At 58.4% G+C, this 16,713-nt stretch carries 17 protein-coding genes; 4 read left to right on the top strand and 13 right to left on the bottom strand.

The annotated features are described in order from the left end of the window. Positions 1–32: 32 nt before the first annotated feature. Positions 33–1,784, top strand: a complete 1,752-nt coding sequence (locus tag GGR91_RS01405) for a DUF885 domain-containing protein (RefSeq protein ID WP_183939340.1) — start codon at positions 33–35, stop codon at positions 1,782–1,784. 6 nt (positions 1,785–1,790) lie between these two features. On the opposite strand, the gene GGR91_RS01400 is transcribed toward GGR91_RS01405, so the two are convergent. The 9 genes from GGR91_RS01400 to GGR91_RS01360 all read right to left on the bottom strand — a co-directional run bounded on the left by GGR91_RS01400 (position 1,791) and on the right by GGR91_RS01360 (position 8,841). After that, positions 1,791–2,366 carry a hypothetical protein gene (locus GGR91_RS01400; protein WP_183941496.1) on the bottom strand — a complete coding sequence of 192 codons (576 nt, stop codon included), beginning with the start codon at positions 2,364–2,366 and terminating at the stop codon, positions 1,791–1,793. Between the two features lie 71 nt (positions 2,367–2,437). Then, on the bottom strand, positions 2,438–2,986 hold the full coding sequence (locus tag GGR91_RS01395) for a demethoxyubiquinone hydroxylase family protein (protein WP_246337002.1): 549 nt from the start codon (positions 2,984–2,986) through the stop codon (positions 2,438–2,440). Further along, the gene (locus tag GGR91_RS01390) at positions 2,965–3,444 is read right to left on the bottom strand and encodes a disulfide bond formation protein B (protein ID WP_183939338.1); all 480 of its coding nucleotides are present in this window, start codon (positions 3,442–3,444) and stop codon (positions 2,965–2,967) included. Before GGR91_RS01390 ends, GGR91_RS01395 begins: the two co-directional genes overlap by 22 nt. A 13-nt stretch (positions 3,445–3,457) precedes the next feature. Then, positions 3,458–4,825, bottom strand: coding sequence for a S41 family peptidase (locus GGR91_RS01385; RefSeq protein WP_183939336.1), 1,368 nt, complete (start codon positions 4,823–4,825; stop codon positions 3,458–3,460). Positions 4,826–4,932: 107 nt separating this feature from the next. After that, positions 4,933–6,093, bottom strand: coding sequence for a murein hydrolase activator EnvC family protein (locus GGR91_RS01380; protein WP_183939334.1), 1,161 nt, complete (start codon positions 6,091–6,093; stop codon positions 4,933–4,935). 4 nt (positions 6,094–6,097) lie between these two features. Then, positions 6,098–6,520 carry a 23S rRNA (pseudouridine(1915)-N(3))-methyltransferase RlmH gene (locus GGR91_RS01375; protein ID WP_183941494.1) on the bottom strand — a complete coding sequence of 141 codons (423 nt, stop codon included), beginning with the start codon at positions 6,518–6,520 and terminating at the stop codon, positions 6,098–6,100. A gap of 24 nt (positions 6,521–6,544) precedes the next feature. Beyond that, positions 6,545–6,916, bottom strand: a complete 372-nt coding sequence (gene rsfS, locus GGR91_RS01370) for a ribosome silencing factor (RefSeq protein WP_183941493.1) — start codon at positions 6,914–6,916, stop codon at positions 6,545–6,547. A 45-nt stretch (positions 6,917–6,961) separates the two neighbouring features. Further along, on the bottom strand, positions 6,962–7,591 hold the full coding sequence (locus tag GGR91_RS01365) for a nicotinate-nucleotide adenylyltransferase (RefSeq protein ID WP_183939332.1): 630 nt from the start codon (positions 7,589–7,591) through the stop codon (positions 6,962–6,964). Further along, a complete protein-coding gene (locus tag GGR91_RS01360; RefSeq protein ID WP_183939330.1) occupies positions 7,588–8,841 on the bottom strand; it encodes a glutamate-5-semialdehyde dehydrogenase in 1,254 nt (417 codons plus the stop codon). The genes GGR91_RS01365 and GGR91_RS01360 overlap by 4 nt, the downstream gene beginning before the upstream one ends. Positions 8,842–9,130: 289 nt before the next feature. On the opposite strand from GGR91_RS01360, the gene GGR91_RS01355 reads away from it, so the two are divergent. Continuing rightward, entirely contained in the window at positions 9,131–10,309 is a 1,179-nt protein-coding gene (locus GGR91_RS01355) for a M23 family metallopeptidase (RefSeq protein WP_322788753.1), read from the top strand. A gap of 4 nt (positions 10,310–10,313) precedes the next feature. Then, positions 10,314–10,730 (top strand): bactofilin family protein, encoded by a 417-nt coding sequence (locus GGR91_RS01350; RefSeq protein ID WP_322788752.1) that lies wholly within the window; start codon positions 10,314–10,316, stop codon positions 10,728–10,730. A 635-nt stretch (positions 10,731–11,365) separates the two neighbouring features. Here the strand turns inward: GGR91_RS01350 and GGR91_RS01345 are convergent. The 4 genes from GGR91_RS01345 to tldD form a co-directional block, all read right to left on the bottom strand. After that, positions 11,366–12,730, bottom strand: a complete 1,365-nt coding sequence (locus tag GGR91_RS01345; protein ID WP_183939326.1) for an ammonium transporter — start codon at positions 12,728–12,730, stop codon at positions 11,366–11,368. Positions 12,731–12,761: 31 nt separating this feature from the next. Continuing rightward, entirely contained in the window at positions 12,762–13,100 is a 339-nt protein-coding gene (locus GGR91_RS01340; protein ID WP_183939324.1) for a P-II family nitrogen regulator, read from the bottom strand. Between the two features lie 172 nt (positions 13,101–13,272). Then, the gene (locus GGR91_RS01335) at positions 13,273–13,977 is read right to left on the bottom strand and encodes an endonuclease/exonuclease/phosphatase family protein (protein WP_183939321.1); all 705 of its coding nucleotides are present in this window, start codon (positions 13,975–13,977) and stop codon (positions 13,273–13,275) included. Positions 13,978–14,034: 57 nt separating this feature from the next. Further along, on the bottom strand, positions 14,035–15,462 hold the full coding sequence (tldD, locus tag GGR91_RS01330; protein WP_183939319.1) for a metalloprotease TldD: 1,428 nt from the start codon (positions 15,460–15,462) through the stop codon (positions 14,035–14,037). A 111-nt stretch (positions 15,463–15,573) separates the two neighbouring features. Between tldD and tgt the strand changes: the two genes are divergently transcribed. Continuing rightward, a complete protein-coding gene (gene tgt / locus GGR91_RS01325) occupies positions 15,574–16,713 on the top strand; it encodes a tRNA guanosine(34) transglycosylase Tgt (protein ID WP_183939317.1) in 1,140 nt (379 codons plus the stop codon).

Below are 16,713 nucleotides of genomic sequence, written 5' to 3'. Positions count from 1 at the left end.
GTCTGCTCAATAGTATTTTGAGGAGAAGCCCTATGCGCAAATTGTTACTCGCTGGATCGATTTTGGCCTTTGCCGTTCCGGCGCATGCCGACGCCAATGGTGACCTTGTCACGCTGGTGAATGATGTCTGGGCGGCTTCGTTGAAAGAACAGCCGGTCTATGCCAGCGCGCTGGGCGTGAATGATTATGCATCGGAACTGGGCGACTACACGTTGGCCGCACAGGACCGCCGCGCCGCCGATGCTGCGAAGTTTCTCACGCGGCTCAATGCCATCCCTTCCGATTCGCTGAATGCCGCATCAAAGGTTGAGGCGGGTATATTGCGGCGCGCGCTCAACTCGACCATTGAGGGCAACAGTTTCGGACAACGCGTGATCAATTTCACGACCTATTCCAGCTGGCACCAGCAACTGGCCGGCATGGCGCAAAATCTGCCGTTCCGCACCAAGGCGGATTTTGAAAGCTACAATGCGCGGCTCGCCCAATATGCGCGCGTGAATGATGAAAATATCGCGGTGGCCAATGTCGCGATCAAGGGCAAATATACCCAGCCCTGCGTCACGCTGAAGGGCTTTGAAGGAACGATCAGCGGGCTGATTACGACCGATGTGAATACATCGCGTTTCTACGAACCTTATGCAGCAAAGCGGCCCGCGGGCATTTCCGAAGCGGACTTTGCAAGCCTTGCCAAGGCGGCGGAAACCACAATCCGCACGGTCATTCACCCTGCGCTGAACAAACAACTCGCATGGTATACCGCAAGCTATAAGCCAGCGTGCGCCACAGCACCCGGCGTGTCGGCGCAACCGGGCGGTGACAAATATTATGCGTTCCGGGTTCGTGAAGAAACAACGACGTCCCTGACCGCAGAGCAAATCCACCAAATTGGCCTGAACGAAGTGGCGCGTATTCGCGCCGAGATGATCGAGGTCGCAACAAAAGCGGGATATCCAAGCCGCGAAGCGTTTATCCAACATTTGCGGACCGACCCGCAATATTACGCCAAGACGCCCGAAGAGCTGATGGAGAAGGTCGCGCGCGTGACCAAGATCATTGATGGCAAAATGCCCACCCTGTTCGGCCGCCTGCCCCGCCTGCCCTATGGCATAAAGGAAATTCCGGCGGAAACGGCCGAAGGCACCACGACGGCTTATTATAACCAAGGTTCGCCCGAAATCGGCATCTCCGGAACCTATTTCGTCAACACGTCGAAACTGAACCAGCGCCCGTTCTGGGAAATTCCGGCTTTGTCTGTGCATGAGGCGGTCCCCGGTCATCACAACCAAATCGCGTTGCAGCAAGAATTGCCTTTGTCCGATTTCCGCAAATATGGCGCATTCTTCACCGCCTTTACCGAAGGCTGGGGCCTGTACTCCGAACGGTTGGGCATCGAAATGGGCCTATATGATACGCCGGCCAAAGACATGGGACGCCTGTCCTATGAAATGTGGCGTGCATGCCGCTTGGTCGTCGACACCGGCATTCATGCCAAGGGTTGGAGCAAGCAGCAGGCGATCGATTTCATGACCGAGAACAGCGCGCTGTCAGCCGCCAACATCGAAGCCGAGGTCAACCGCTACATCAGCTGGCCCGGTCAGGCACTGGCGTATAAATTGGGCGAGCTGAAGATCCGTGAATTGCGGACCATGGCAACGAAAGAGCTTGGGCCGAAATTCAACCTTGCGGCGTTCCATGACGCGGTGCTGGGTCAGGGCTCCGTCCCGCTCGATGTGTTGGAGCAGCAGATTAAGGATTGGGTCGCCGCAGAAAAAGCGAAGGGCTAAGCCCGTTTATTTGGGCTCAGGGAGCGGCTCTGCTTCGGCAGATGCCGCTTCCTTGGCATCCAGTTCCGCCTGCAACTTCGCCTCGCGTTCGGCGCGGCCCTTTTCAAATTCGGTCACGCGTGCTTCGACTTCGGCAGCCTCTGCATCGATGCCCGCCATGCGCTTGGCGCGTTCGGCGGCGATCAGGCGGCCAAAGACAATGCCGGGGTCTTGCGCTTTTTCGGCATAGGCGCGGTCAATTTCTTTCAGCCCACATCCGGTAAAGCCGCCTGCACCCGATGCCGAACAGCTCATCGTGCCGCTGGCACCCACATATTCGTAGGATTTGATCCGTTCGGACATCGCCTGATTGCGCGGGTCATTGGGGTCGCCGCGCAAGGACGACGGAATGCGGTACCGGTCCGCCTCCCCCATCCGCGCGCAGACGACGATTTCATCGCCTTGGCTTTCGGGGCATTTGTCATCGCCATAAATGATCAACTGGTTGATTTTCTCGTCACCCGGCTGCGTGGCGGGGGCATTTTGTGCCGGGGCTTGCGCCGACAGCATGAGAGCCAAAGCGGCGACGGAAATATTGGCCATTGCGTTCACGGGATATTCTCCAAAAATCTATGCTCTGGCTTGAACGTCGCAGGCTGAATGCGCGATGAAGCTCAAATATGTTTCGACACCGCAATCGCGGTACGGCAACCCAAGCGGACAAGCGCGCTCATGACCGGATAGGCCAGCGCGCGCTCTGCGCCTTCGGCCAGCGCCGTGGCTTTATGTTCCAGCTCATCCGCCTGAAAATCGGCAATCATCGCCGACAATTCGGGATCGCTGTCACCGATTTCTGCGAGCTGCTCGCTATAATGGCGGTCAATTTCGGTTTCGATCGCCACGGTGCAGGCCATTGCCGCCTCCGGGCTGATGGCGGCAGATACCGCGCCAAGCGCAAAACCGGCGGCGTTCCAAATCGGGTATAAAGCGGTTGGACGCACGCCGCGTTCGGCCATCATCTTGTCAAAGGCGCTAAGGTGGCGTTCCTCTTGCTCGGCCATATGCGCAATGCTGCGCGCGGCCGGCGTCCGGTCACCCATCACCGCAAGCTGCCCTGCGTAAATGCGTTTCGCGCCAAATTCGCCCGCTTGATTCACGCGAATCATCCGGTCGATTGCCGCTTTACGCTGCGGTGCGGTTTTCAGGGTTTCTTGTTGCGCCATGTCATACCCAAGATGGCCACTGCACCGCCCAACGACAAGAGGAAATTATAGCCCGCAAGCGAAATGCCGAACAAAGACCATGGTGCCACGTCGCAGCGGACCAATGGCGCGTTCATGATCGACTTGATCAAATCATCCCCGCTGCCCGAAATCGTCGCGGTGCAGGCGGTTAACCCTTCCCACCAGCCATATTCAACGCCAGCATGAAAGCCCGCGATGCCGCCGCTGGTTGCAATGGCCAATGCGGCGAGCGCCACCAATGTTTTGCGAAAGGCAAGGTTGCCAACGCCAAAGGCAATGACCGCAATCGCGACCGCGGCGAAATGCGGATAACGCTGCCACCAGCACATTTCGCATGGGAACAGCCCGCCAATATATTGCGAGCCATATGCCCCCGCGAGAAGCGCCGCCGGTAACAGAAATGCGAGCCAATGGGCCTTGTCAAATTTCGACGTCATTTGCGGCATATGCTCAATTCTGCGCCCGGCCCTTTACGGGCTTTGCGGCAAGTTTCATCGTTTTGGATCCAAGCCGCTGCAAGGTTTCCATCGCGTAATATAATTGGAAATCGTCAATGCCCTTGGCCTTCAACTGCTCCGCCGTCATGGCAAAACGCGGATCGTCGATGCGGTCTTCTTCAAGGTCTTTGCTGTTGTCTTTTAATTCATTGACCAAGTGACGACGCAAATCGGATTCGCGCACGGACACCCGCTTTTTATAATCGGGATCGGACAATTGCGGCACGCGGATGTCGGGCTTTATGCCGCCTTCCTGCACCGAACGACCCGATGGCAGATGGTAACGCGCAACAGTGAGGCGCAGGCCCGTATCCCGCGTCAACGGTAGGACGTTCTGCACCGATCCCTTGCCGAAACTGCGTTCACCCATGACCAAGCCGCGATGATGATCTTGCAATGCACCGGCGACAATTTCGGATGCCGATGCCGAGCCTGCGTCGACCAGAACGATGATCGGCGCGCCGCCGGTGACATCGCCCGGAACGGCGCGTTCGGCCCACCAGCGTTGGATGTCGCTCTTGTCACGGCCGCGTTCGGAAACAATCTCACCACTCGACAGGAAAGCATCAGAAACCGAAACGGCTTCGTCCAATATGCCACCGGGGTTGGACCGCAGGTCGATGATGTAACCCAGCGGATTTCCGCCAAGCGATTTTTTAATGCCGGATACCGCAGCGACAACGTCAGCGCCGGTTTGTTCGGAGAAACCGGTGATTGAAATAACGCCAATGCGGCCTTTCACTTCCCACCGAACAGGTTTCAAATCGATGACCGCGCGCGTTACCGTCACGTCGAACGGTGCATCGCGGCCCGGGCGGTATATGGTGAGCTTGATCGATGTGCCCGGCGCGCCGCGCATCGCTTCGACAGCTTCGTCGAGCGTTCCGCCAAGGATCAACTTGCCGTCCAAATGCGTGATAAAGTCGCCCGACTTGATGCCAGCCTTGTCAGCGGGCGTATCCTTGGTGGGCGCGATGACCTTCACCGCTTCATCCTCAAGCGTAACCGTCAGGCCAAGGCCGCCATATTCGCCATCAATCTGCGTTTGCAGCGAGCTGAAGTCGGTTTTGTCGAGGAAACCGCTGTGCGGGTCGAGGCTGGCGAGCATCCCCTGAATCGCGCCTTCCATCAATTGCTTGTCATCGACCTTGTCGACATAGCTTGATTTGACCTTGCGATAGACCGCAAGGAATTCCTCCAGCTCTTTGAAACGGTCGGCTTGCGCCTGTTGCTGCTGAACGCTTTGTGCGACCAGCACAGTCGCAGGGATCGACAGCGCCAAAACAATGGCGCAAGTCACAGGCAGCAAACGGTTCTTCATAGACCAATCCATTTCATCATTTCGGCGATGCTATATCCCGCCTTAACCGCGGGTGAAAGCATGTTTAACACGAACAGCATGCGGGCATCGACAAGAACGCCAATAGTTCATCCCAATATCGTGGCAATATCCATCACGCGGCCATTTTTGCGCAGTTCAACGCCGATTTCCGGCGCGTCGGATGTGGCTGATCCCAGAACAGCGCCTTGCTTCACCGCCTGCCCCTTTTTGACCTGCGTACTGCCCAGATGTGTAATCAGGCTGTTCCAACCATTGCCATGTTCAATGATCACAATCCGCCCATAGCTGCGATAACGGCCCGCAAAGGAAACCGTTCCTGCCGCTGGCGCGACCACGCGCAGGTCATTGGCAAGCGCAATGCGGACGCCGCGCTCGCGATAGCCGGTGGCGTTCAGTTCGTTGAAGCCGGACAACAGCTTGCCGCGCGCCGGCAGGATATAGGCCGTCCCCGCAGCCGCAGCCTTGGTCGCGCGCCCGGGGCGGAGCATCGGCCCGTCCAGCGCCGCAAGTTCAGATGCTTTTTCAGCGCTCAGCCGCTGGATATCCATGCGCCCGACAATATCGCGTGCCCGCTCACCCTGCGCGATGGCTTGTTCAAAGGCGATGGCGGCATCGGCGGACAGTGCGCCGGCCTTGCCACCGGCGGCGCTTTGCAGTCTGGCTAAAGCTGTCTGGCGGCTTTTCAACTGGCTGCGCGCATCGCCCAGCGATTTCAGCGCACGTAATTCCTGCGCCCGCAATTCGCTTTGTACCGCAATGTGTTGGCGCAAGGCGCTGGTGCGGCGGATGATCTGTGGCTGCACGGTCGCCATGACCGCGCGCACATGCACATAATCTTCGCGTTGCCCGGGCTGCATCATCAGCACCGTGGGGCGGCCCGTCATGTGCTGAAGCGCGGCGTTCAGGCGCAGCACCGGTTCGCTTTCAACACCAAGCTGTGCGCGCTGAAGTTCTTGTTGGCGGCTAATGATGGCAATACGCGCGGTCGCCGCTGCTATCTGCGCTTCGGCGGCGTCGATTTCAGCGGACAGCACCGCCCGTTGCGCGACCAGCCGGTCCGCCGTGCTTGCAGCGTTGCTGGCCTCCTGCCGCAACAATTCGCTGCGCCGTTCGGCACGCAGCGCTTTTTCCTGTGCAGCGCGCAGGGCGTCCTGTTGCGCGCTGCTGCCCGCGCTTTGCGCCAGCAGGCTGCTCGCAATGGCAAAGGGCGTGAGCGCCAAGAGCAAAAGGACGGACCAGAACCGCATGCCCCTATCCTTCCCGATGATAAGGGTGGTTGGCAATGATCGATGTTGCGCGGAACAATTGTTCGGCCAGCATCGCGCGGGCCATCAAATGCGGCCATGTCGCTTTGCCAAATGCGATTAGCTTATCCGCGCCAGCGCGGGCTTCGTCATCAAAGCCGTCGGCAGCACCAATGAGGAAACGCACTTCGCGCACGCCATCATCGCGCCAGCGTTCCAGCAAGCGCGCGAGTTCGACCGAGCCAAGCTGTTCGCCTTTTTCATCCAAGATGATGGTTTTGCAGGGGCTGTCCGAACTGGGCAGATCGCCGCCCTTATCGGGCATTTCGCTGTGCCGCGTTGGCCAGCTGATCCGTTTCAGATATCGGTCGACCAGCTCCGCTTCAGCAGAGCGGCCGATTTTGCCGCGCGCGATGATGTGCAGGCGCATCGCCATCGGCGCGGACGTTCGGGCTTATTGGGCCGGAACTTCGGGCGCGTCGCCAAAGGCCCACATGCGTTCCAGATTGTAGAAGCTGCGGACTTCGGGACGGAACAAATGCACGATGACATCTTCGGCGTCGATCAACACCCAGTCAGCCGATGGCAAACCTTCGATGCGGGCATGACGTCCGGCTTTCTTGATACGCTCGGCAAGCTTTTGCGCCATCGACGCCACCTGCCGCGATGAACGGCCGGATGCGACGACCATATGGTCGGCAATGTTGCTTTTGCCTTCAAGCGGAATGGTCACCACTTCCTGCGCCTGATCATCGTCGAGCGATTGCAGGATAAGCGCGTGGAGGGCGTCCGGGGTCAAAGTGGGTTCCTTGGACTTGGCGGCCAGATTGCCGGCAGTCGGAACGGATGCGGTATCGATCAAGATTGCTCCTTAAAGCACAATATTTCGGGTAACGCCGTCACGCGTTCCATGTTCCTTATATCGGTGAAACCAATATGGGTCAGCACGCCGAATTGCGGTTGCTGAACGCGGATCTGGACGAAAGCGCAAAAAGACAAGCGCTGGCGTACTCCATTTTGTCCAGTGATGAAGCTGGTCCGGACGCCGGACAAACCGTCTGAACCAGGCCATTGCGGGACCCGCAACAGCACGTGCATCATAGCCGGGTCTGGCGATAACTGCAATCGGCATCAATCGCGCAATGTCGCGCCACCGTTTCCAGTGGTGAAATTGCAACAAATTGTCCGCGCCCATGATCCAGACAAAGCGGACTTTGGGATATCGCGCGACCAGATTTTTCAGGGTTTCTGCGGTGTACACGGTGCCAAACTCGCGTTCAATGGCGGTGGCCTTAATCGGTGTGCGCCGCGTCTGGTCCTTCGCCGATGCCAAGCGCGCAGGCAAAGGCGCCATGCCTTTTGTGGGTTTTAGTGGATTGCCCGGTGACACCAGCCACCAAAATTCGTCGAGGCACAGCGAATCCATCGCGAACAGGCTAATCGCCCGGTGGCCACCATGCGCGGGGTTGAACGATCCCCCCATGAGGCCAATGGTTTTCAAGGCCGGATTTGCCCGTTTCCGCGCACAACCCATTTATAGGTCGTGAGGCCCTCAAGCGCGACCGGGCCGCGGGCGTGCAACCGCCCCGTCGCAATGCCAATTTCCGCGCCCAAGCCAAATTCCCCGCCATCGGCAAATTGGGTCGAGCTGTTGTGCATCACAATCGCGCTGTCGACCTCCGCCAAAAAGCACGCTGCGGCATCGGCATTATCGGTGATGATCGCGTCGGTATGGTGCGATCCGTGGCGGGCAATATGTTCCATCGCTTCGTCCAGTCCCGACACGACGCGCGCCGAAATGACGGAATCGAGATATTCGGTGTCCCAATCATCCGCGTCGGCAGACACCGTGCGGGCATCGAGTTCCATCAGCACATCATCCGCGCGCACTTCGCATCCGGCATCAATCAGCGCGCCAATCAGTTCGGCAGCGGCTGGATAATCCTGATCAATCAACACCGTTTCGGTTGCCCCGCAAACGCCGGTGCGCCGCATCTTGGCATTGACGACAATCGCCTGCGCCATCGCCGGGTCGGCGTCCTTATGGACATAGCTGTGGTTGATGCCGTCGAGATGCGCGAGCACCGGAACGCGGGCTTCATCCTGCACCCGCGCGACCAGCGATTTGCCGCCACGCGGAATGATCATGTCAATCGCACCTTGCGCGCGCAGCATCAGGCCGACCATCTCGCGATCCTGCGTGGGCATAAGCTGCACCGCGTCGGCCGGTAATCCGGCCTCTATAATGCCAGCCAGCATCGCGGCATATATCGCGCGGTTGCTGTGCACCGCCTCACTACCGCCGCGCAGGATGACGGCGTTGCCCGAACGCAGCCCCAAGGCCGCGGCATCCGCCGTGACATTGGGCCGGCTTTCATAAATGATACCAAGCACGCCGATGGGCACGCGGATACGCGCCATCTGCAAACCATTGGGCCGCGTGCTGCTGTCGATGATGTGACCGACGGGGTCGGCCAGCACAGCAACCTGCTCCACCGCCGCGGCCATGGCGGCAACGCGCGCCGCGTCCAGTTTCAAGCGATCCAGCATGGCGGGGGACAGGCCAGCCTTGGTCCCTGCGGCAAGGTCGATGGCATTGGCCGCGAGGATATCGGCGGATTGGTCGCGCAGAGCCTGCGCAGCATAGGTTAAGGCGCGCGCCTTCGCCGCGTCGTCCGCCGCCGCCAACAGCCGCGATGCGGCGCGCGCTTTGCTGGCTATCGATGCCATCAGGGGCTGATAATCGGTCATAATATCAACCCGTAGAGAAGTGCCCGCAAAAGGGAAAGGTGCCGTTCAATTCAAGGGCGTCAGGTGCGCCGATATAGCGAATCGCCGGAAAAACGTTGATTCTGCGGCTTTTTACGCCGCGCGCGCGGCATGTGTAGGCACAGGCAGTTCACGATTTGTGACATTTCAATACAGTTTTCCACAGCTCATCGTGTGACTCATTCGACTCGTCACGAGTCCGGCCTCGCCGATTCGCGCCTGCCATTTTGCTCTGCTACGGCCGCGCAACAGAACAAAAACGGGGTGGGACGTGTCGCTTAAGACCAGAATGTCCGGGTGGAAAAACCGGATAGCTGGATGGTTTATTGACCGCGAATTTTTCATGCGGGCCAATGGCCAAGTCCGGTTCTTGAAACTGAGTGCGCAATTGCAACGCCGCGTTGTGGGTACCGTCGCGTGCGTTGTAGGCCTTTGGCTGGTCGTCACGCTGGGCATGGCCATCAATCAAGTCAGCGTTACCGCGCAGCGCATGGCGCTGAGCCAGCAAGAGGCGAAGGTCGAATCGGCCGAAGAACGCGTCGCCAATTATCGCGGCTCCATCGATGAAGTGGCCAAAGATCTCGAACGGCGGCAGAAAATGCTGGAAAGCCTGAGCGATCAATATCTGGGCGATGTTCCTGAGGCCAAGGCCCAAACGCCGGCCACTGCCAAGCCAACCGATGAAGACCAGACCGTAAAAACCATCAGTGCCGTGGTACCAGAGGCCGCTGGCCTCGCGCGTGTCGAAGTCCGCCAAATCCAGTTCGCCGAAAAAATGACCAAAGTTGCCTTGACCCGCACGTCAAAGGCAGAGGCTGCGATCCGCCAGTTCGGGCTGAACCCGGATGTGCTCGCACGGCAGGCGCGGAGCGCACAGGGCGGCGTGTTTGAACCCTTTTTCGGCAGCGCCAAAAAAGATGTTCGCGACCCGCGCTTTTTGAAACTGGCCGCATCGCTGAGCCGGATGGATGCCATGGAGCGCGCATTGGCCGCGATCCCGACTTCGATGCCCGCCGCCGTCATGATGATGTCGAGCGGATTTGGTTTCCGCAGCGATCCTTTCACCGGTGGGGGCGCAATGCATGCCGGTTTGGATTTCAAAGGTCCTGTTGGCACGCCCATCCTGTCTGCAGCCGAAGGCCGTGTGACATTTGCGGGCTTCCACGGCGGATATGGCAAGACAGTTGAAATTACACATGCCAACGGACTATTAACGCGTTATGCCCATCTTTCCGGTGTGCATGTCACACAGGGCCAAATGGTGCATCGTGGCTTGCAAATCGGAAGAATGGGAAGCACAGGGCGATCGACGGGCAGCCATTTGCATTTCGAGGTGCGCCTGAATGGTCGGGCGATCAACCCGAGAAAGTTTTTGGAGGCCAACCCTGATGTTCTCAAAGTCCAAACAGTCGCCGGAAACCGCGCCGGCAACGCCGCAAAGGAATTATAACAACGTGCGCAATAGTTCGGGTCATACATTTTCCGTCATAGCTTCCGATGTCGAAATCGTCGGCAACCTCACCGCCCGCGTGGATCTGCACGTCGATGGCAAGGTGCAGGGCGACGTGACATGCGGCAATCTGGTGCAGGGCGAAGGCAGCATTATTGCAGGCAAGGTTATTGCCGAATCGGCGAAACTGTCCGGCCATGTCGAAGGTTCAATCGAGGCCAATGATCTGGTGATCGAATCCACTGCGCGTATCGTGGGCGATGTGGTTTACAGCAATCTGACAATCGCCCCGGGCGGACAGATTGACGGCAAGTTCCGGCACAAATCATCGAAGGGAGCGCCAACCACCGCGCGCCCGACCGCCAATGTTGCCAAGCAAGCCGATCCGTTGATCCTTGGGGCCGAATCCAAAGTCATCTAATCTTTCCAACATCGGCAAGATTATTTCCTACAGAAAATGAACGCGGCCATGCGGCGTGCAAAAGGGGGACGGCCGGCGCGGAAGCGCTGGTGCGTGCTTCCGGCTGATGGTGTTGGTTGATTAAGGCCCGCTTGTTCCATCAGGCTATTGCCCCCGGGCCGCCTTTATTGGCTGGCATGCTGTCCATCCGGGGTAAGGTTCGTAAACCCCCAAAGGCTGTCCGCACGGACAGGACGGTTTCCCGCCACATCCAGCCATGTTTGCGCTGTTCAGAGCTTGATGCAACAGGCCCTTTTTTCAGGCTGAAGCACGCACCCTATCGCGCCGACCGTGCCGACGGGTTGCCCCGCCAGCGTTCCCGTCATCCCGATCAGCGTTCTAGACCGCCGCCTGCATGACGCGACTCGAATAACCCATATGGTTATTTGTAGGAAAGTTGTTTTTACCCGCGCACAAAAAAGGCCCGAACCATCGCGGGTCCGGGCCATGAGTTGGATGTTCGCGGGAGGAACATCGGGAGGAGGCGGAGCGTATTAGGAAAGGAGAGAACGCCCCGCCGCCAAGTCGTGAAATTTTAGTTGGGTCGTGCGGACGAAGCGAAAAACCGGTTCCCACTTTTTCTGCCGCACTCCAGTTTAGTTATAGGCACGCTCGCCATGTTCACCAAGGTCGAGGCCTTCGCGCTCGACTTCTTCTGTCACCCGAAGTCCGATCGTGAACTTGACGAGGTAGAAAGCAATAGCCGAACCGATAGCTGCCCATGCGATAGCGACCAGCACTGCCTTAATTTGGATCCACAATTGGACCCCCAGGGCGTAATCTTCGGCACCAGGACCACCCAAAATGGGAAGCATTGTGAAGGCCGTACCAACCGAACCAATAATCCCGCCCACACCGTGAATGCCAAAAGCGTCCAACGAGTCATCGACGCCGAGTTTGGCTTTCAACTTCATCACGAAGACGCAGCAGAGAGTGGCCGCAATAGCACCAAGCAAAATCGCACCAAAAGGCCCCGCGTTACCTGCGGCAGGGGTCACGGCAACCAATCCTGCAATGGCACCCGAACAGGCGCCGAGCATCGAACCTTTGTGCCCCAAAGCGAGCTCGGTGAGCATCCAGAAGAGAACACCGGCGGCGGTCGCAACAAATGTGTTGATCATCGCAAGTCCGGCAGCGCCATTGGCCTCAAGCGCCGAGCCAGCATTGAAACCGAACCAGCCCACCCACAAAAGGCCCGTGCCGATGAGTGTCATGGGCAAGGAATGCGGGGTCATGATTTCTTTTTGATAGCCAAGGCGCTTGCCTAAGATAATGGATCCAACAAGAGCGGAAACACCGGCGTTTATGTGCACAACGGTACCGCCAGCAAAATCAAGCGCGCCCCAACCAAACAGCAGTCCAGTCGATGCGTCGTCAGCCCCCAAATACCAGACCATGTGGGCGATGGGGAAATAAACGATGGTAAGCCAAATAACGCCAAAGGCCATCATCGACGAGAATTTCATGCGTTCAACCAGACCGCCAACAACAAGTGCCAGCGTAATAGCGGCAAAGGTCATCTGAAAAGCAATGAACACATATTCCGGAATAACAACGCCGTCAGTGAACGTCGCAACAGTCGAATCTGCCGTGACCCCAGCCAGCATAAATTTACCATTCGAGATGAATTGGTTAGCGTCACCACCGAAAGCGAGGCCATAGCCGTACATCACCCAAATGATCATGGCGAGCGATGCTGCGCCCAACACATGAGTAAGCACTGAAAGCATATTCTTCCCGCGCACTAAGCCGCCATAGAATAACGCAAGTCCAGGGATGATCATTAGCATGACCAACACGGTCGATATCATCATCCATGCAGTATCGCCCTTATCGGCAACCGGAGCGGCCGATTCTGTCGCAACAGCGACGGCTTCCACCGCCACCTCCTGCGCGAAGGCGGGCAAGGCGGCGAACATTGTCGCCCCCACCGCGCCCAAAAATTTTAGTGTCTTTGACATTATCTGGTTCCCCTAGCTTGATATGATCGCGTCAAAGCGCGGTTTCGTTGGTGTCGCCCGTGCGGATGCGCAGGGCACCGGCAAGTTCGAATTCAAATATCTTTCCGTCACCAATGGCGCCTGTTTCCGCGGCCTGCTGAATGGCCTCGACCACGGCAGGGGCTTGATCGGACGCGCACGCGATCTCGATTTTCACCTTGGGCACCATGTTGGTTGCATATTCGGCACCGCGATAGATTTCGGTCTGCCCTTTTTGTCGGCCAAAGCCTTTGACCTCGGTCACAGTCATACCCGACACGCCGAGCGCGGTGAGCGCTTCGCGCACCGGGTCCAGCTTGTGCGGCTTAATAATGGCAATAATATATTTCATGCACGCCCCCAATAGTGGTTGTGCAGTGCAATAAGCAAACACCGTGCCAGAAACGGGAAATGCACGTAAATGCCCCGATTATAGGCGATATGGGCAGCGCATATAAGCGCCACCACTCTTTGATATGCCTAAAATTTAATCAGCAAAGTATCACTGCCTAAATATTAGGCAATCACCCAATGCGGATCGACGCCCATAAGGGCAGATGGTCCGATGCCTGTTTGGACAATGTTGAAATATGGCTGTCCGCCGCGGTCACTTTCACCTCGTGGCTGACAATGATCCGGTCCAATCGGGCGACTGGACGCGATGTGTGAAAGCTTTTGGGGGTTTGCACCAGCCGGTGATGGTGGAACGCAAGTTCGTTCAATGCGCCGCTGTCCGACCATTGGTTAAAATCACTCATCAGAATCGTGGGCATATGGCGCGGGCTGGCATCAATCGCCGCCAGCAATGCGCGGATTTGCCTGCGCCGCCACAGCCCGGACAAATCGAGATGCACGCCAATGACGCGCAATGCATGGCCAGCAACCGACAGTTCCGCCATCACCGCGCCACGTGGTTCCCACGTTGGCATATCAATCGGCTGGCAATGCCGCACCTCCATGCCCTTGCGCACCAAAATCGCATTGCCGTGCCAGCCAATGGCGGCGGGGCGGAAATGCAAGGGCACGGGCATCCACGATGTCTCCGCCTCCAGCATCGCCAGCGGCAATGCACTGACACGCGCGCCGAACCGGCGATCTACCTCCTGAAGCGCGATGATATCGGCGTCGATTTCTTTCAGCACCGCCAATATGCGTTCGGGGTTGCGCCTTTGGTCAAGGCCAACCGCCTTGCGGATATTATAGGTCGCAACCTTGAGTGCGTGGCTCATATCGGGGTCATGCAGTTAATTCGGCCATATCGCAATTTGGACCGAAATATGCACCGATCAACCCGCCGTGCCGCCTACCGTAAGCGCGCTGACCAAGGTTGTGGGTTGCCCGACGCCCGCCGGAACGCTTTGGCCGCCTTTGCCGCACACGCCGATGCCATCATCCAATGCCATGTCGTTGCCAAGGCCGATGACCTTGTTCAGCGCGGTTGGGCCGTCGCCGATCAGCGTCGCACCTTTGATGGGATCGCCAAGCTTGCCGTCCTTGACCAAATAAGCCTCGGTACAGCTGAACACGAATTTGCCCGACACGATGTCCACTTGCCCGCCGCCGAAGCTTTTGGCGAAGATGCCGTTTTTGACGCGGCTCAACAGTTCGGCGGGGTCGTCATTGCCGCTGCGCATAAATGTATTGGTCATGCGCGGCATGGGTGCATGGGCGTAGCTTTCGCGGCGACCATTGCCGGTGGGGGCAACACCCATCAGGCGGGCGTTCATGCGGTCCTGCATGTAGGCGCGCAAAATGCCGTCTTCGATCAGGACATTTTCCTGCGTCGGCGTGCCTTCATCATCAATCGACAGCGAACCACGGCGGTTCATCATCGTGCCATCATCGACAACGGTCACGCCGGGCGCAGCAACGCGCTGGCCAATTTTGCCGGAAAAGGCACTGCTGCCCTTGCGGTTGAAATCGCCTTCAAGACCATGGCCGACAGCCTCGTGCAGCAATACGCCGGGCCAGCCGGGGCCAAGCAACACGGTCATTTCGCCCGCGGGCGCGGCGACCGAGCGCAAGTTGGTCAGCGCCTGCGCCAATGCTTCATCAATGGCATGTTCCCATTCATGATCTTCAAACAATTTGTCGTAGAGATAACGCCCGCCAAAGCCATAAGTGCCGGTTTCGCGGCGGTCACCGTCTTGCGCAACGATGGAGACATTCAGACGGACCAACGGCCGCACGTCGGTGGCGACAAAGCCATCAGCACGCACGATTTCGACGACGCTCCAGCTGCCCGAAAGGCTGACGCTCACTTGCGCGACGCGTGGGTCACGGGCACGGGCGGCGGCGTCGATTTGTTGGCACAAAGCAACCTTTTTCGCGAATGGCACAAGTTCGAGCGGATTGCCGTCGGTATATAAATGCCGGTTGTTCTGGCGCGGCGGCGGGGCGGGCTGTTCCTTTGCAGGATCGAGCAGCTTCAACGTTTCCCCTGCCCGGCGAATCGCGGCTTCGCTCATGTCATTGGCGTGGCTGAACCCGGTCATCTCACCCGACACACCGCGCAGGCCAAAGCCCGAACCCGTCGAATAATCCGCCATTTTCAAACGGCCATCGTCAAAACCAAAGCTCTCGGTCGCGCTATATTGCAAATAAAGCTCGCCATCATCGCACGCCTTCAACGCATCACGCGTAATACGCTGCGCTGCGTCAGGGTCGAGAAGGCCGGGTTGGTAAAGATATGAGCGGGGATCGGTGTAAGTCATTTTGCGTATATGGGGTAGCGAAGCGGCCGCGAAAAGGAATAATTCAAACATTCTTGTCATTCGCGCGCAGCCCGGAATGACAAACTGGTCGCCAACCTCTAAAGCCGCCCGATGACCACGCGATTCCAGTTTTCGATTTCCGCCACGGATGGCAAGGCGCGCACCGGCAGCATTCAGATGATGCGCGGCGAAATTCGCACGCCTGCCTTCATGCCCGTCGGCACCGCCGCCACGGTAAAGGCAATGCGCCCTGCCGAAGTGCGCGCAACGGGCGCGGATATTATCTTGGGCAACACCTACCATCTGATGCTGCGGCCCGGCGCGGAACGTGTCGCGCGGCTGGGTGGGTTGCACCAGTTTTCGGGCTGGGACCGGCCGATATTGACCGACAGCGGCGGGTATCAGGTGATGAGCCTGTCGGCGTTGCGCAAAATCACCGAAGAGGGCGTGGCGTTCCAAAGCCATCTCGACGGGTCGAAGCATATGCTGTCGCCCGAACGATCGATGGAAATCCAGCGGCTTTTGGGCTCCGATATTGTCATGGCGTTTGACGAATGCCCCGCCAATGGCGTGAGCCGCGACGAAGCGATCAAGTCGATGGAACTGTCGATGCGCTGGGCCAAGCGTTCACGCGACGGGTTCGACAGCGGCGGCGAACATGCCGCGCGCGCGGCCTTATTTGGCATTCAACAAGGGTCATTGGACGAAGAATTGCGCAAGCGGTCCGCCGATGCGTTGATCGACATTGGCTTTGATGGCTATGCCGTGGGCGGCCTTGCGGTGGGTGAAGGGCAAGAGGCGATGTTTGGTTGCCTTGATTATGCGCCGGACCAATTGCCCGCCGACCGGCCACGCTATCTGATGGGTGTGGGCAAGCCCGACGATTTGGTGGGCGCGGTTGAACGCGGCATCGACATGTTCGATTGCGTCCTGCCCACCCGCTCTGGCCGCAATGGCCAAGCCTTTACCCATCATGGCCCCATCAACATCCGCAATGCGAAGTTTGCCGAAGACGAAGGCCCGATTGACGACCAATGCACCTGCCCCGTGTGCGCAACATGGACCCGCGCTTATGTCCATCACCTGATCCGGTCGGGCGAGATTCTGGGCGCGATGCTGATGACGCAGCATAATTTGCATTATTACCAAATGCTGATGGCCGGAATGCGCGCGGCGATATCGCAAGGGCGGTTCGCGGCATTCGCCGCCGATTTCCGGCGGGATTATGTCCGCGGAAAAGATCAGGGTTGA

This window comes from Sphingorhabdus rigui, assembly GCF_014196595.1.
GTDB lineage: Bacteria > Pseudomonadota > Alphaproteobacteria > Sphingomonadales > Sphingomonadaceae > Sphingorhabdus_B > Sphingorhabdus_B rigui.
This window is presented reverse-complemented; position numbering and strand designations above follow the sequence as displayed.

Bases quoted from the DNA above. Each gene is read 5' to 3' on its own strand.
- GGR91_RS01405 (WP_183939340.1), top strand. From the start codon at position 33: ATGCGCAAATTGTTACTCGCTGGATCGATTTTGGCCTTTGCCGTTCCG.
- GGR91_RS01400 (WP_183941496.1), bottom strand. From the start codon at position 2,366: ATGGCCAATATTTCCGTCGCCGCTTTGGCTCTCATGCTGTCGGCGCAA.
- GGR91_RS01395 (WP_246337002.1), bottom strand. From the start codon at position 2,986: ATGGCGCAACAAGAAACCCTGAAAACCGCACCGCAGCGTAAAGCGGCA.
- GGR91_RS01390 (WP_183939338.1), bottom strand. From the start codon at position 3,444: ATGACGTCGAAATTTGACAAGGCCCATTGGCTCGCATTTCTGTTACCG.
- GGR91_RS01385 (WP_183939336.1), bottom strand. From the start codon at position 4,825: ATGAAGAACCGTTTGCTGCCTGTGACTTGCGCCATTGTTTTGGCGCTG.
- GGR91_RS01380 (WP_183939334.1), bottom strand. From the start codon at position 6,093: ATGCGGTTCTGGTCCGTCCTTTTGCTCTTGGCGCTCACGCCCTTTGCC.
- GGR91_RS01375 (WP_183941494.1), bottom strand. From the start codon at position 6,520: ATGCGCCTGCACATCATCGCGCGCGGCAAAATCGGCCGCTCTGCTGAA.
- GGR91_RS01360 (WP_183939330.1), bottom strand. From the start codon at position 8,841: ATGACCGATTATCAGCCCCTGATGGCATCGATAGCCAGCAAAGCGCGC.
- GGR91_RS01345 (WP_183939326.1), bottom strand. From the start codon at position 12,730: ATGTCAAAGACACTAAAATTTTTGGGCGCGGTGGGGGCGACAATGTTC.
- GGR91_RS01340 (WP_183939324.1), bottom strand. From the start codon at position 13,100: ATGAAATATATTATTGCCATTATTAAGCCGCACAAGCTGGACCCGGTG.
- GGR91_RS01335 (WP_183939321.1), bottom strand. From the start codon at position 13,977: ATGAGCCACGCACTCAAGGTTGCGACCTATAATATCCGCAAGGCGGTT.
- tldD (WP_183939319.1), bottom strand. From the start codon at position 15,462: ATGACTTACACCGATCCCCGCTCATATCTTTACCAACCCGGCCTTCTC.
- tgt (WP_183939317.1), top strand. From the start codon at position 15,574: ATGACCACGCGATTCCAGTTTTCGATTTCCGCCACGGATGGCAAGGCG.